12 protein-coding genes are annotated in these 14,889 nt (G+C 72.9%); 1 reads left to right on the top strand and 11 read right to left on the bottom strand.

The window, feature by feature from the left end:
- Nucleotides 1-13: 13 nt before the first annotated feature.
- The 3 genes from TR46_RS20600 to TR46_RS20590 form a co-directional block, all read right to left on the bottom strand.
- On the bottom strand, nt 14-2,098 hold the full coding sequence (locus tag TR46_RS20600; RefSeq protein ID WP_042403392.1) for an ATP-binding protein: 2,085 nt from the start codon (nt 2,096-2,098) through the stop codon (nt 14-16).
- The gene (locus TR46_RS20595) at nt 2,095-2,748 is read right to left on the bottom strand and encodes a Pvc16 family protein (protein ID WP_042403391.1); all 654 of its coding nucleotides are present in this window, start codon (nt 2,746-2,748) and stop codon (nt 2,095-2,097) included. Before TR46_RS20595 ends, TR46_RS20600 begins: the two co-directional genes overlap by 4 nt.
- 158 nt (nt 2,749-2,906) lie before the next feature.
- The gene (locus tag TR46_RS20590; RefSeq protein ID WP_084718779.1) at nt 2,907-3,608 is read right to left on the bottom strand and encodes a helix-turn-helix transcriptional regulator; all 702 of its coding nucleotides are present in this window, start codon (nt 3,606-3,608) and stop codon (nt 2,907-2,909) included.
- 91 nt (nt 3,609-3,699) lie between these two features.
- Between TR46_RS20590 and TR46_RS20585 the strand changes: the two genes are divergently transcribed.
- The gene (locus TR46_RS20585; protein WP_063770639.1) at nt 3,700-6,648 is read left to right on the top strand and encodes a LuxR C-terminal-related transcriptional regulator; all 2,949 of its coding nucleotides are present in this window, start codon (nt 3,700-3,702) and stop codon (nt 6,646-6,648) included.
- Here TR46_RS20585 and TR46_RS20580 read toward each other — a convergent pair.
- From TR46_RS20580 to TR46_RS43185, 8 genes are all read right to left on the bottom strand, one after another.
- Nucleotides 6,570-7,880: a zinc ribbon domain-containing protein gene (locus tag TR46_RS20580; protein ID WP_042403383.1), complete on the bottom strand. Its 1,311-nt coding sequence runs from the start codon at nt 7,878-7,880 to the stop codon at nt 6,570-6,572. The two genes, TR46_RS20585 and TR46_RS20580, sit on opposite strands and share 79 nt — an antisense overlap.
- The gene (locus TR46_RS20575; protein ID WP_042403380.1) at nt 7,877-8,434 is read right to left on the bottom strand and encodes a phage tail protein; all 558 of its coding nucleotides are present in this window, start codon (nt 8,432-8,434) and stop codon (nt 7,877-7,879) included. Before TR46_RS20575 ends, TR46_RS20580 begins: the two co-directional genes overlap by 4 nt.
- Complete coding sequence (locus tag TR46_RS20570) at nt 8,431-10,389, bottom strand: putative baseplate assembly protein (RefSeq protein WP_042403378.1); 1,959 nt, start codon at nt 10,387-10,389, stop codon at nt 8,431-8,433. Before TR46_RS20570 ends, TR46_RS20575 begins: the two co-directional genes overlap by 4 nt.
- Complete coding sequence (locus TR46_RS20565; protein WP_042403376.1) at nt 10,389-10,856, bottom strand: GPW/gp25 family protein; 468 nt, start codon at nt 10,854-10,856, stop codon at nt 10,389-10,391. The genes TR46_RS20570 and TR46_RS20565 overlap by 1 nt, the downstream gene beginning before the upstream one ends.
- On the bottom strand, nt 10,856-12,736 hold the full coding sequence (locus tag TR46_RS20560; RefSeq protein WP_042403374.1) for a VgrG-related protein: 1,881 nt from the start codon (nt 12,734-12,736) through the stop codon (nt 10,856-10,858). Before TR46_RS20560 ends, TR46_RS20565 begins: the two co-directional genes overlap by 1 nt.
- Nucleotides 12,736-13,455: a LysM peptidoglycan-binding domain-containing protein gene (locus TR46_RS20555; protein WP_042403371.1), complete on the bottom strand. Its 720-nt coding sequence runs from the start codon at nt 13,453-13,455 to the stop codon at nt 12,736-12,738. The genes TR46_RS20560 and TR46_RS20555 overlap by 1 nt, the downstream gene beginning before the upstream one ends.
- On the bottom strand, nt 13,456-13,893 hold the full coding sequence (locus tag TR46_RS20550) for a phage tail protein (RefSeq protein ID WP_042403369.1): 438 nt from the start codon (nt 13,891-13,893) through the stop codon (nt 13,456-13,458).
- Between the two features lie 102 nt (nt 13,894-13,995).
- Nucleotides 13,996-14,307: a hypothetical protein gene (locus tag TR46_RS43185; protein WP_169790659.1), complete on the bottom strand. Its 312-nt coding sequence runs from the start codon at nt 14,305-14,307 to the stop codon at nt 13,996-13,998.
- Nucleotides 14,308-14,889 lie beyond the last annotated feature (582 nt).

Genomic DNA, 14,889 nt, shown 5'->3' with positions numbered 1-14,889 from the left:
ACGGGTGCGAAGATCACCAGCCGCCGTCGTCCAGCACCAGCCGTCCGGCTTTGCGGTACTCGCGCTGGGCGCCGGCCAGCAAGTCCGCGGTGGTGACGTCGCCGCCACGGCCGGCGGCTGCGTACGCCGCGGTGACCACGGCGCTGCGGATGGAGCCTCCGGCCAGCTCGAATTCCCGGGCGCACGGCCCCGGGTCGATGTCGGGCGCGCAGGGCACCGAAGCCAGGCTGTGGCGCCACAGCGCCAGGCGCTGGGCGGGGTCGGGGAACGGAAAGTCGACCACCAGGTCCAGCCGCCGGGTGAACGCGTCGTCGATGTTGGCCCGCAGGTTGGTCGTCAGCAGAGCGATGCCGTCGAAGGACTCGAGCCGCTGCAGCAGGTAGGCGCTCTCCAGGTTGGCGTAGCGGTCGTGCGAGTCCTTGACCTCCGAGCGCCTGCCGAAGACGGCATCGGCCTCGTCGAAGAGCAGGACGGCATCGGTGCGATCGGCCTCGGTGAAGATCCGCTCCAGGTTCTTCTCGGTCTCACCGACGTACTTGTCCACGATGGAGGAGAGCTGCACGACGTAGAGGTCGAGGCCGAGTTCGGCGGCGACCACCTCGGCGGAGAGCGTCTTGCCGGTGCCGGACTCGCCGGCGAAGAGCGCCAGCACGCCCCGGCCCCGTCCGCCGCCGGCGCTCAACCGCCAGTCGCCGAGCACCTGGTCGCGGTGCCGGGCCCGCAGCGCCAGTTCACGCAGGTGGGTCAGGGGGCCGTCGGGCAGCACGAGATCGTCCCAGCTCACGGCGGGCCTGATGCGGCGGGCGTGCTGTTCCAGGCCGGACGCGGACTGCTGGCGGGCGGCCAGCCGCAGATGCGCGCCGGAGAGCGGGCTGCCCTCGAACGCCGCCAACTCCTGCGCGGCCCGGACCGCGCGCCGGATCCGGTCGCCGCCCAGCCGGTAGGGCGCCACCACCGGCGCCAGGTCGAACCCGGGCGCTCCCGCTGTGCCGACGCCGGCCGTCCCGATGGCGGCGGACCAGGCGTCGAGATCGCCCGAGTGCTGCCGGGGCGCGTCCAGCACGAGGGGGTCGCGATGGCGGTCGCACCAGTCCGGGTCGTACGGGCGGGAGCCAACCAGCAGCACGGGCACATCGGGCACCGCGAGCGCCCGCACCAGCGGCCCCGGACGCTCCGGCAGCGGGGCCACCACGACGGCGCAGCCGCGCAGCCGCGCCTCGCGGAGCAGTTCCGGGATCAGGTGGTGGTCGTAGTCGGGCTCGGGCTCGCCGCGGCCGCGCTCGTGGTCGCCGGAGAGCGCGGGCCGGCCGGGGGCGGCGGGCGTGTCGGGGGTGAAGTGCAGTGCTTCCAGGCCAGCCGCGCCCAGGGCGGCTGCGGCACAGGCGAGCCCGTCGCCCTCCCGGAGTTGGCGCAGGTAGACCGTGAGCGGGCCGGACGCGAGGCGTTTGGCCAGTCGGTCCGTCAGCGCGTCCAACGGCGGCCGCACGTCCGCCGTCGGCAGCGGCCGGGCGTATCCGTCGAGTGCGGACTCCTGCGTGTCGTCGCCCAGCAGATGGGCGGTGACCCGGTCGGGGACGCGCAGCGAACGGCCCAGGAAGGGTCGTTCGGACTCCTCCACCCGGACCAGGCGCAGCGCGAGCAGCGGCGCGGACGGGTGGAGGCGGGCCCGCGCCGCGGCGGAGTGCGCGGGCAGGCCGCAGAGTTCGAGGGCGAGGCCGACGGTCGCCCGGCGGCGGCTGACGTCGTCGTTGAGGTAGCCGTACAGCGGCTCGAAGGTGCGGTCGAGGTCGGGGGCGAGCGCGAGCAGCAAGAGGTGGACGTCCAGCCCGGTGAGGCCGAGCCGGACGGCGAGCCGATGCAGCGGGTCGCCGTCGCCCGCCGCGTACTCGCCGCCCGGCGTCGCCGATAGCGCATGGTCGTCGGCTCCGGCGGCGGCGCCGGCGGGCCGCAGCAGGCGCCGTACGGCGTCGTCGGACAGGTACAGGCCGCGCAGCGGGTCGTCGGCCGTCGGATCGTCGGCGCTGCGCAGCTCGACCGACTGCGCCACCCGGTCGCGCAGTCGTGAGAGCCGGTCGAGCAGTGGGCCGGACGCGCTCACTCGGGCACCGCGTCGCCCGGCGGAGCCTCCGCGCCGGCCGGACGCCGCGGGTGGTAGCGCTCGGCCGAGCCGTCCAGGCTGCCGTCGGTCGCGCGGACCCGCACCGTGAACTCCTCGACCGGGGGTCCGGCGTCGTACTCCGGGAAGGACAGGATCGGCACGGTGACCGCGACGTCGATGGACGGCTTGAGTTCGCCGCCGAGCGCCGACCAGACGTCGGCGCTGGAGCGTGCGTCCATGGTCCCGGCGACCGAGAGGGGCACGGTGAGGCCGAGCGCGGCCAGCGGCCCCGTCAGTTCCTCCGGCAGCAGCAGTTCGTGGGGCACCAGCGTGGCGAGCACCGCGGCGAGCATCCGGTGCTCGTCCTGCGCCCGCTTGGTCCAGGCGGTGACGAGGTACGACAGCCGGAACCAACGCGGCGGCCGGCGCAGGCGCAGCACCGCTCCCCGCTCGTCCCTGACCTGCATCGCCCCGCTCTCCCGCCGCTTGACGTCCTCGCGGATGTCGTACAGGTAGGCGTCGATGGTGGGGGAGTTGCGCCGGGCCGCCCAGTCGCGGGTCGGCGCGTCGAAGGCGATCTCGACACCGGTCCCGGCCAGGGCGCCGCCGGACAGCAGTCGCTTGAGGACCTCGTCCACCTCGTGGATCACTGCCGCGCCCTTCGCTGTCACCGGAGCCGATCCGCCGCTCGGCGCGGCATACCCGTCAGCCATCATGCCTCGTCGGAGCGCTGCCGCGGCAGGCACACCGAGGACGGTTTCGGGGCAGCTCCGGTTGCCCCGGGGGCCCTCGGTGTGGGTCCGAACCGTCAGATGTAGCCTTCCCGAAGGGCATAAGCCACGGCATGTGCCCGGTTGCGAAGCTGCAGCCGGGTCGTGAGGCCGTGCATCACGTTCTTGACGGTGCGTTCGGAGTACGAGAGCTTGCTCGCGATTTCCCCGGTATCCATTCCCTCGGCGACCAGCCGGAGCACATCGACCTCGCGCGGCGCCAGGCCGTGCACGGGAGCGTCGGACAGGCCGGCGGTGCCACGCTGCACGGCGCCGCGCTGCATGGTGCCGACCTGCGTGATCAGCCGCCCCAGCAGGTCCGCGGGGAGGTCTCCGTCACCACGGGAGGCCGCCACCACCGCTTGCTGGAGCCGGTGCCCGGTGGCCTCGCGCCGCCACACTATGGCGCCGACCCCGCATTCGATCACCTGGAGCAGATCCGCCTCCCGGATGGTGCTCGCAACCAGCACGGCCCGGGTGGCGTCGTTTCTGATCAGCCGCCGCAGCGACGACAGAGTGGGCTCGTCCAGCGTGTCGGCCACCAGGATCGCCACCGCACCCGACCGACCGACCGCCTCCTCGACCAGCTCTATCGACGGCTGATGGCGCAGCTGGCTCTTCACCCCGGCGAGCGAGACCGGGTCCGACGCGTGCACCGCGACCGGTATGGCGGTCGCGGCTGCGGCTGCTCCACAAGACGTAAGCACAGCCTCACCCCGACATCCCTTTGTCGTGGCCATGTTGACCACGCGGAGTCCCCACTCTCTGTGATCGGTACGCCGTTCGCAATCGTGGGCTACCACGAGACCGACCACGAGATCGGAGGATCTGATGACGCCGACCCGCCCGCCGACCACCCATGACGGCCCGCTCCGCGAGCGCCGGGATGTCCTGGAGCTGCTGGCCGCGGAGGCCGAGCGAGCCAGGACCGGATCCGGGCGGATGACGGTGCTGAGAGGCGCCACCGGGATCGGGCGCAGCGCAGTGCTGGAAGCCGTCGCGGACGACGGCGCGGCGCACGGCATGCGGGTGCTGCGCGCTCGCTGCTCGGCCGAGGATACCGGCACGGACCTCGCCACCGTGCGCCAACTGCTGGGCTACGACGCCGATTGCCGCCCGGAGGATCGGCCCGGCTTCGGCCGGTTCTGGCGGCTGCTGCGCTCGGCCGCGGCCGACTCGCCGATCCTTCTGGCTGTCGACGACGCCCATCTCGCCGACCACCTCTCGCGGCGCTGGCTCGCCGAGGCGGCCCGGCGACTGGACGAGTTAGCCGTCCTCATCGTGGTGACCGAACGCAGCCAGTACGACATCACGCCGCCCGCGCCGGGGCTCGCCCACGCCCTGTCGCCCACCCTGGTCCACGTCCACACGCTCGCCCCGCTGAGCTGTACAGCCGCCGAGACCATGGTCCGCGACCGCTTCGGGCCGCACGCCCCGGACGCCTGGGTGGACGGCTGCGTACAGGCATGCGCCGGCAATCCGCTGCTGCTCCGGGCCCTGCTGGACGACCTGGGCTCACCGACCCGGGACGGGCACGCCGCGGCGGGGTTTCCGGACAACTGCGCCGACCTCTATCCGGGCGCCTTCGCGGCCGCGGTCGCCTGGTGGCTGGAGAGCGCGGGGCCCGGGACCGCCGCCGTGGCCCGCGCCCTGGCCCAACTGGTGGGCGGGCAACTGGCGTACGGGCAGCCGGCGGAGGGACAGATGGCGGATGGGCAGTCGGCGTACGAGGAGGACGGCGTCGAGCTTCTCGCCGGGGTGACCGGGGCCGACCCGGCCAGGGTGTCGGGCTGGGTCACCGCGATGCAGCGGCTCGGGCTGTTGCGGCCCAGGCACCTGCGCGACGACCCGGGGCCCGGCCGCATCCGCTTCGCCCATCCGCTGCTCCGGGACGCCGTGCTGGACGGCTGGCCCCGCCCGCAGCGGCAGGAGGCCCACCACCGGGCCGCCGCGTTCCTGTACCGCCGGGGGGGCACCGCCGAGGCGGTGGCCGGCCACCTGCTGCAGACCCCCCTGGTGGGAACGGAATGGGCGGTGGACGCCCTGCAGGACGCGGCGGCCACCGCGGCCCGGGACGGCCGGGCCGGCGACGCCGTCGACCACCTGCGCCGCGCGCTGGACGAGCCGATGGCCCGCGATCGCAGGGCGGAGGTCCTCACCGAACTCGGCTCGTTGGAGTTCACCGCCGTACGGAGCTCCGGGATACCTCGGCTGACCGAGGCGCTGCGCCTGCGGGAGCTGCCCCGGGAGCGGGTCCAGGCCACGGTCACCCTCTGTTCCGCGCTGGCCCAGCGGGGCGAGGCGCACGCCGCGTTCGACCTGCTCCACGACCTGGACCTGGATGGCGGCCTGGCGGACGAACCCCTGCTGGCCCGCACCGTCCGGACGGCGTCCGTGCTGCTCTCCGACCACGACCCGGAGGTCCGGCTGACGGTCTACGCCGGACTGCGCGACACCGCCGCGCGGTCCCCCGCCCTGCTCGGTCCAGCCGAGCAGGCCCTGCTGGTCAGATACGAGGCGACCGTGGGACTGCTGACGGCCGATCAGGCGATGCGGCGGATCCGTGCCCTGCTGTCCGCTCCGGAGGACCCGACCCTGACGCCCTACCTGATCGGCACGGCCGCCGCCGTGGCCCAGTGGTCCGACGCGCTCGACGACGCCGACCGGCTCGTCCGGTTCGGTCTGGCCGGGCCGGGCCTCTCGCCGCTGCATCCGATGCGCCGGGCCCTGCTCAACGTCCAGCTGGACACCGCCGCCGCGCGCGGTCGCTTCGCCCCCGTACCGGCGGGCCTCGGAGCCGACGGCGTCCCGGCGGACCTGGCCGCGCCCGACGGCCCCAGCAACCTCCGGGCCCACTCCCTGCACGCGCTGGTCGAATCCGGCCGGCTGGCCGACGCCCAGCGGCTCGCCGGGCAGGTCGACGTCCAGGACGCGCACGACAGCTGGGAGTTGAACAGATTCCTGTATGCCCGAGGCATGCTGCGCTCTGCCTCGGGCGACGTCGAGGGCGCCCTCGACGACTTCCTGGAGTGCGGCCGGCGGCAGACCGCCAGACAGGTCCTGAGCCCCATCGTCACGCCGTGGCGCTCGGCCGCCGCCGAGTGCCTGCTGGCACTCGGCTCCCCGCAGCGTGCCCTCCCCCTGGCCGAGGAGGAGTACCGGCTCGCCACCGCGTGGAACACACCCCGAGTGCTCGGTCGCGCCCTTCGCGTCCTGGGCGAGGCGAGCAGCGGCCGGCGTGGACACGAGCTGACCGCGCAGGCCGTCGAGATCCTCCGCGGCACCTCCGAGGGCAGCGAACTGACCGCCGCGCTGATCTCCCGGGGACGGAAGCTCACCGCCGCCGGGCAGCGCGGAGAGGCCAGGTCCCTGCTCCGGGAGGCCACGGCCACGGCCGAACGGCTGGGCGCCGTACGCCTGTTGACCCTCGCCGAGCAGGCGCTCGGCGAGGGCGGCGCCCGGCGCCGAACCGCCCGTGCCACCGGCGTCGGGGCGCTGACCGAGAGCGAACACCGCATCGCCGGGCTCGCCGCCGCCGGCCGCACCAACGCCGAGATCGCCTACCTGCAGCACCTCGCCCGGCGCACCGTCGAAACCCATCTGACCAGCACCTATCGCAAACTCGGCATCCGCCGCCGAAGCGAGCTCCCCGCCGCACTGGACCCTGACCCGAGCGAGGTCCCCCACGGCCGGGTATGCCGTTACGAGCCGCCGCCGCTGGACGGCCCGAAGAACTCGATCTCGGCGATGGCCACCTGCTTCAAGGCCGAGGCGCCGTAGGCCGAGCGCAGGATGAAGCGGACGGAGGTGACGTCACTCGCCCGGAAGGCTCGGGTCTGCCCGCCGCTGGCCTGGTCCAGCGTGAGCAAGCGGTTCTGGGTCCGCCCGTCCGCCGTAGTGACGACAGCCTCGATGGTGTGGGGGAGAGCGGACTTGGACAGATCGCTCGGCAGGGTCGACTCACCCGAGGTGATGACGACGTCGAGCAGGTCGGCCGGCTGGCTGAAGTCGGCCTCGACCCACTCTCCGGCATCGGACTCGGTCAGGCCCGGCCCCCACCAGGTGTTGTTGAACTTGTCGAAGGCGAGCCCAGGGCCGTGGCCGGCGAAGGAGCGGGACGCGCGATAGGAGTCCGGTGAGATCGGGGCCCGCTTGGTGAAGTGGTCGCGCACCGACTGCACCGCCGTTCCGGTGTTCAGCGCGGCGGTCACCAGCAGCGCCAGCGCCACGGCGCCGACCACCCAGCTCAGCACGCGGCCCAGGCCCCGGCGCAGGCGGGGCCGTTCACCGGCCCACGGCACCCGCCGAACGCCGAGGCCCGGCAGTCTGCGCCACCAGGGCCGACGGGCCGGATCCGCCGGACGGCCGTCCATGGTCATGGCGCAGCGGCGGCAGAAGTGGCGGTCGGGCCTGTTGCCGGTGCCGCACCACGGGCAGCGGGCGCCGTCCTCGTCATCCTGCTGCTGGAGGCCCTGGACCTGCGGTCGCGCGCTGACTGGACGGCCCGGCAGCACGGGGGCCACGGACAGTGGAGCGGCCGCCGGCTCCGGGTCGGTGACCGGGATCAGCAGGGCCCTGGCCCGTTCCGCGGCGGAAGGTTCCCATCCGCCGGCGGGGAGGGGTTCGGCGGTCCGATCGCTGGGCGCGGTGGCGGGCGTCGGTACGGTGGGGGCTTCCGGGTCGGCGAAGGCTGGAGCGCCGGGGCTGTCGGCGTCGGCCCGCGCTCCGATCACGCCCCGGAACGGGACGGCCGAGCGCGCCGGTTCCGGCGTGGGCGGCTCGGCGGGGTCGTTGACGGCGACACCGTGCACCGGTGTGTCGTCGTTGCCGGCCCTCCGGCCGTCAGTCGTCTCCTGGCGGTAACCCGTGCCCGGGGTCCAACTGAGCACCGCGCCGCAACTGTCACAGAAGGATTGCCCGGGGGTCGGCGGCGCGCCGCACTCGGCACACGCGGGCGCCCTGTTCTGTCCGGGGTTCGGTCCCCGGCCCGCGTTGGCGGTCTGGTCGGTCACCTGTCAAGGTTCCTCTCAGCTTCGGTCACCTGGACCGTGTACGGCATGTGGGCAGGACGGGCGGCGGCAACCAGGGTTTCCAGCCGGTGCCGGTCCTGAGGAGTGGGGTCGGGCAGGGAGAGCGTCACGTGCAGCCGCGGGCGACGTTCTCCGGGAACCGGGCCGAGCGGCCTGGCGTCCCAAGCGGCGCCGCCGCTCTCGGTGATCTCCGGCTCCACCCCGAAAGCGAGACGTACCGCCTCGGCCAGGCCGCGGCGGGTGCCGCGGATGCGGTGCAGGTGCGCGGCGGCCGCGACCGCCGCACGCAGCAGCACCTCGTCCTCCGTGCCGTCGGTCTCCGCACCGACCCAGTCGCTGAGCCAGCGGACGAAGTCCACGGGGGCCAACGAGGGGGTGAAGTAGGAGTCCAGGCAGTCGAGGACGTTGTGCAGTGGGGCGAGCACCTCGTCGAGCCCGGCGACGAAGCGCTGTGCCAGGTCGTCGTCGGCGAAGACGGCGGGCAGCATCAGGCCCAGCGGCGCGGAGGTGCCCAGACCGTCGATGGAGCCCCTCATGACGGGTCGCCGATGACGCGGACCCGGTGGTCGAAGGAGAAGACCAGGGCCGGCGCGTCGAGGTTGATCCGGTCGGTCGGCTCCCCGCGCTTGCCGGTGAGCGGGTCGGCCGGGTGCAGCAGCACCTGGTCGACTAGTTCGACACCGGGTACCCGTTGCAGGACGGCGAAGATCTCACCGGACTGCACCGGTCGGCCGAAGGGCCAGCCGGTGCCGTGGCTCCCCCCGGTCAAGGGGTCGAGGTGCCGGTAGAGGGCATCGTGCGCCTGCCGCCGGACCCGGTCGGCGTCGGTGCCGCGGAAGGCATGCACGGTGGCGACGACGGTGACGCCCTGGTAGTAGGGCGGGCCGACGGCCAGCCGGGTGCCGATCAGCCGGCGGTCGTCGAGATACTGGGTAATCCGCCCCAGCAGCGCGTCCCCGGGGACGAGTTGCTCGAAGCGCAGGTGCCCGCCGGCGTCGGCTACCGCCTGCGGGACGACCAGGACCCGTACCGCATGGGCACCGTGCTCGTCCGGGTCGCCCTCGAGGCAGGTGATCCGGGCAGTCTCGGGTGCGGCACGCCGGGCGAGCTCCTCGTAGTCGCGCAGGGTCACGGCGCGGTCCTGGGCGCGTAGCGTGATCGGGGCGCGGGCCTTCGCCTCGGCGACGGTCTCGGCGTCCACCCCGCCGGTGGCGGCCTCGCGGTTGACCACCTCGGAGACGTAGGGGACGGAGTTGCGCACCACCTGGATGGCGCCGCGTGCGACGTTCCCCGCCCTGCCCCCGCCGGTGCGGTACCGGCGGGCGCGAATGACCGCGCCCTTGGGCGGCACGGCACCGTACTGGCGCAGGCTGCCGTCGGGTTCGCGGACCGCGGTGCCGAAGGCGAGCTCGCCGGTGGCCGTGTCGAGGGTGAAGTGGCGGTCGCCGGGACCGGAGGCGGCGAAGTGCGGGACGGCCTCCCAGTCGGTCCACCCGTCGTTCTCGGCGACCTGGAGGTGCAGCGGGGGTGTGTCGCCGACGACGGGGGCCCGGGCCAGCCGCAGCCGCTGGCCGGGCAGCCCGGTGGACTCCCCCAGCGCTTCGTCGCGGACCGTCTCGGCGTGGACGGCGCCGGTGGTGCCGCCGATGGTGAACGCCTCGGCCGACCGCACGGTGGGCGAGGTGGTGTAGAAGGGCTGGTCGGGCAGCGGCTCCGTGACGCGGCAGCGCAGCCAGCCGGCCTCGCGCCGTCCGGTGCGGGACAGCACGTGGCCGCCGGGGACGTGCAGCACGACCTCGCCCGGGCGGTTGAGCCCGCCGGTACCGTCCCGGTCGACCTCGCAGCCGGTCCAACCGTCCTCCGTCCAGGCCTCCCAGACCAGCGGCGGCTGCCGGGGGTCGACGCCGACACCGTCGACCCGGCTGTCGAGCGTGAGCGCCACCGCGCAGTGCGGGACTGCGGCGGTGAGCCCGAAAAGCAGGCAGTCCCCGGGCCGCGGTGACTCGGCAAAGCAGTGCAGGTCCTTGCCCTCGGCGAGGTCCGAGGTCCGGTCGATCACCGCCTGCCCGCTCTGCTGAACCACGAGGTACGCCAACTCGCTGGGCACCACTGTGAGTTCGCGCTCGGTGGCGAAGACCACCGCCTCCTCGCTCTCGGTCCGGGAAGTGGCGACCTCGGTGCCGATCGGCAGCCGGACGGCGTCGCCCAGCGGCGAGGACAGCCAGAAGGTGACCGCGGCGCGCGCGGCGGAGGGCGGGAACAGGGTGATCCCGATGAGGTCGAGGAAGGCGAGGTGGTTCTTCTCCGGCACGCGGTTGAGCCGGTACACGATCTGGTCGGCCATGTGCGCGACCGTCTCGACGAGCGTGACGCCGGGGTCCGACACGTTGTGGTCGGTCCACTCCGGGGCGCGCTGCTGGATGTAGCGCTTGGCGTCGTCGACGAACTGCTGGAAGCGCCGGTCGTCGAGGTTGGGGGAGGGCAGTGCCATCAGCGGTCGCTTTCGGTGGCCGGTCCAGGTCCAGGTCCAGGTCCAGGTCCAGGTCCAGGGTCCGGGGACGGCTCGTCGTGGGAGGGGATGACGTAGAACGGGAAGACCAGGCTGCGCGGGTTGTTGGTGCCGCGGATCGAATAGCGGACGTCGATGAAGAGCACCCCCGGCTCCTCCCCGGCGGTCACCTCGACGTCCTCGACCTCGATGCGCGGTTCCCAGCGGTCCAGGCTGCCGCGGACCTCGTGCTGGATCCGGCCCGCGGTGGCCTCGTTGACCGGGGCGAAGACCATGTCGTGGATGGCGCAGCCGAATTCGGGCCGCATCGGCCGCTCGCCCGGTGCGGTGGCCAGCACCAGCCGCATGGCCTCCTCGATCTCGCGCTCGCCGCTGACCATGGCGATGCCGCCGGTGGGGCCGATGCGCATCGGGAACGCCCATCCGGTGCCGACGAACTGCTCGGGCATCAGGGGATCACCATGACCTGCGCCCCGTCGAGGGTCGCCTCTCCCAGCATCTTGATGATGCCGGCCAGTTGGATGTTGATGCCCTGGATGTCGAGGTCCGCGACCGAGGAGAGCTCCAGGCCGACGTCGCCGCTCACGCTCGTGTTCACCGCGTTCATGCTGAGCGCCGCCCCGCCCTTGACGGTGACGACCTCCCCCTCGATCGACAGGTCGCCGCCGCTGCTCATGGACAGTTTCTCGCCCGCCTTCAGCGAGATGTCCGCCGCCTCGACGGACACCTTCCGAGTGCCCTTGATGGTGACGCTGCCCTTGCTGTCGATGGTTATCTCGGTATGGGACCGGTCCAGGTTGACGGTCAGCCGGTTGTCACCGGTGTTGAGCCGTACCCCCTGCCTGCCTCCGGTGCGCTGGTCCAGCAGGTCCAGGCGATTGCCGCTGCGGTCGGCGAGGGTGCGCCGGACGGTCCTGCCGCTGGTGGCGTCGTACGGCTGGACATCGACGTCGCCCGGCTTGTCCTTGCCGTTGTAGAGGCCGCCGATGACGAACGGGTGGTCCAGGGCACCGCGGTCGAACGTCACCAGCACCTCGTCGTCGACGTCCGGGCCGATCAGCCCGCCGCCGTTCACCCCGCCGAACTGCACGGTACGGGTCCAGTCGCTGACGTAGGTGTCGTCCAGCCAGGGGAACCGCAACTTGACCCGGCCCTGTCTGAGCGGATCCTTGATGTCCGTGACCAGGGCGTTGGCGACGCTCGGCAGCCGGGGCATGCTGCCGACACCACCCGAGGTGAGGCCGAACAGGGAGCGCCACTGGCGTCCGCTGACAGTCAGGAACGTCTCGTATCCGCCACCGCCGAGCCCGAAGCTGTGGCGGGCGCCGGTCACCGTGTACTTGCCCTCGAAGGGGTCGCCCACCCCCGCGAGGGCGACCGGGACGCCGGGTCGCAGCTCGGGGTTGCCGGCGGCGGTCACCTCCAACTCGGCGAAGGCGGCGGTGACGTCGTCGGCGAGGGCGGCTGCGGCGTTCTTCACCTCCCCCTGCTTGTCGTAGGGGGTGTCGGTCTCGACGAGCGTGGCGGTCCCGAAGGCGGCGACGGCGTCGGTGGGGGTGATCCCGATCGCGATACCGGGGTTGGCGACAGTGGGCGACTGACCGACCAGAGTCTTCTTCGTCGTCACGTCCCAGCCGCGGGCCCGGACCTCGGCCACCTGGTCGGCGGAGGTGACGGCGGCCCGGCAGCGCCGGATGGACTCGCGCGCCAGCACGTGCGGGCTGCTGTCGCTCAGCGAGCTCGCCGCGGGCGCACCGGACGCGGGGTCGCGCTTGACGAACTGGAAGGTGCCCCGGGCGCTCAGGGACATCACCATCTCGTTCTCGTCGGCGAGGCGGCAGAGGAAGTCCCAGTCGGTGATGTTGGCCTGGGTGACGAACTCGTAGACCGTCGTGGTCCGGTGGATACTGCCGATCGGGACCTTGTCCTTGCCCGCCAGCTGGCGGGCGATGTCGGAGGCGGTCATGTTGCGGTACGCCGCCACCCGGCGCTGCCGCAGCATCCGGTGGCCGAGGTCGTAGCCGCGTACGACGGTGAAGCTGCCGGTGCCGTCGTAGTCGCTCTCCAGACCGGTGACCTCGCCGCTGAGCAGCGGGTACTGCGCGCCTTGGCCGGCCGCGACCGGCGCCAGCACCACCTTGGTGCCGAGCCTGATGCCGGCCTTGGCCAGCACCAGCCGGTCGGGGTCCCGGAAGTCGAGCTGGAAGGAGCCGGGCACACCGGCGCCGAAGTCGACCCAGCCGGACACCAGCAGCGGGGCGATGTCGTCCGCCAGTTTCCGGCCGTCGAACGTGGCATGGAAGATGTTGGAGTAACTGATCCGGCTCATCAGGCGCCGACCTCTTCAGCGGCGGGGAGCATGAGTTCGGTACCCGGGTTCAGCTGCGCCGGGTCGTCGATACCGTTGGCCTCGGCGATGGTGCGCCAGGCAGTGGCGTCCCCGTACTCGCGCCAGGCGAGGAACTGCAGCGAGTCGCCTGCGACCACCCGGTGCACCCGCCGGGCAGTGAGCGCGCCGGAGGTGGGGTTCTGGCCGGCGGTCTTGCTCGGGATCTCGTTCAGGTGCACCTGGCAGACAGCGCGGGTGGGCAGGCCGGTGGAACTGATCTGGACCTCCTGCACCTCCACGGAGCTGACGTAGGCAGTGAAATGGACCGTGGTGTTGCCTCCCCAGTCGAAGACCACCCACGGGGGTGAGGGCTGCTTCGCCGCGATGCTGGCAGTGGTCGTCTCGCAGCAGGAGAAGAGCAGTTCGACGTTCTTGAGCACGTCGTGGCTGTCCGGTTTCCCGGAGCGGTCCAGCAGGATGTCCACCGTCATGTCGCGGGGCACGGGACCCATGAACTCCGGGACCGCGCCGGAACGCACGGCGGCGCTCGGGGTGGTCTTCCACTCGGCTCGGCGGCTGAGCGTCAGCTGGGACGGGTTGTAGTCGAAGTGCAGGGTGCTGATCAGGGAACCCGGTGTGGTGCCGTAGCCGATGGGCGGCTCGTGGATCGCCAGCGAGGCCCGCGTCAGGCTCTTCCCGGCACCGGTGCTGCCAGTCATCTACGCGGCCCCCCAGTCGGTGAAGCCGTGGTGGGTGATGACCAGGGTCTCGATGGCCACGGCCGGCGTCTCCGGATTGAACGACGGCCCGTTCCAGCTCACCGGGAGCACTTCGATCAGCCCCCAGCGGGCGACGGTCGAGCCGTCCGCGCGCTTCGCGGCGATCTGTGCGGTGGGGCGGGTGATACCGGTGGTGATGGAGGTGATCCAGGTCCCGACCTTCCCGGTCTCGGGGGTGAGCGGGCGGGTCAACGTGATGTTGGAGAAGGTCACCCGGGACGGCAGCTGCCACACGAAGCCGTTGTTGCCCCCCTCCTGGTGCTGGTAGATCTCCACCGCGGCGGCGAGCCCTTCGCAGGTGTTGAAGCGGCCCAGGTCCTGGCTGTCGATCGTCAGGTCGAAGAAGATGGTGGACCCGGGGTCCAGTTCCTGGGGCATCGGTGCGGCCTTCCTGCGGATGGGTCGAGGTGGTGCGGCAGTACGTTTCGTCAACTCAGCGGCTACCGCTCAGGGGCGGCTCACCGGCCATTCAGGGGACAATCAGCGGCGGGGATCGCGCAGCCTGCCGATCCGCTCACGGTCGAGTCGCAGCTCGGTGCGGAGCATCCTGGTCAGCGGTCCGATCAGCTTGTGGGTCAGCTCGTCGACCTGTGCGTCCTTCAGCTTCCGGGCGTCGAAGCGGGACGTGACGGAGACGGAATCGTCGACGCCCGGCGCGGACGTAAGGCCGGCCGGCCAGCTGTACGGGGGGCTGGACGATGGGTTGTACGGGGGGCTGTACGGGGGCGGTGGGTCGTACCGGCCCCCCTCGTCGCTCGCACCGGCGCTCCCGCCGCCACTCCGACGGGCCACAACGGGCGTCACCTGTGGCTGCGCGCGGCGGGCCGGGGAAATGAACCCGCTGACCAGGCTCGGCACGGACGGGGTCGCGGGCGTCCGCTGCACCGGCAGCGCCATCCGTGGCGCGGGCGCCGTTGCCAGGAGCGGAACCGCAAGGTCGCGCCTGTACCCCTGCGGCGCTCGCGGCACCACGGACCCGCCAACGGGCAGTACCGACCGCTGTAGCGGGAAAGCATCCGCCACAAGCGGAACCGCAAGGTCGTGCCCGTACGCCTGCGGCGCTCCCGGGACCACGGACCCGCCAACGGGCAGTACCGACCGCTGTACCGGGAAAGCATCCGCCACACCGCTGAACCGCACGCCGTCAGTGCTGCGTTGCACCGGGGCGCCATCGTGCGGGACGGCGGCCGGGTACACCCCCGGGCCGAGAACGGGACCGGGGCCGCCGGGCGCGGGGCGGGCAGCGGGCAGGGGGGTCGCACCGAGGGCTGCGGGGCCCGGCGCTGTGGTAGCGGTGGCAGCCGCAACAGCGGCGGTAGTGGTGGCGGCGGCCGTGGTAGCAGCCGCGGCCGATGGTCCCGGGAACGTGCTCAC

This window comes from Streptacidiphilus carbonis (assembly GCF_000787775.1).
GTDB classification, from domain to species: domain Bacteria; phylum Actinomycetota; class Actinomycetes; order Streptomycetales; family Streptomycetaceae; genus Streptacidiphilus; species Streptacidiphilus carbonis.
The sequence above is the reverse complement of the archived record's forward strand: the minus strand, read 5'-3'. Positions and strand labels throughout refer to the sequence as shown.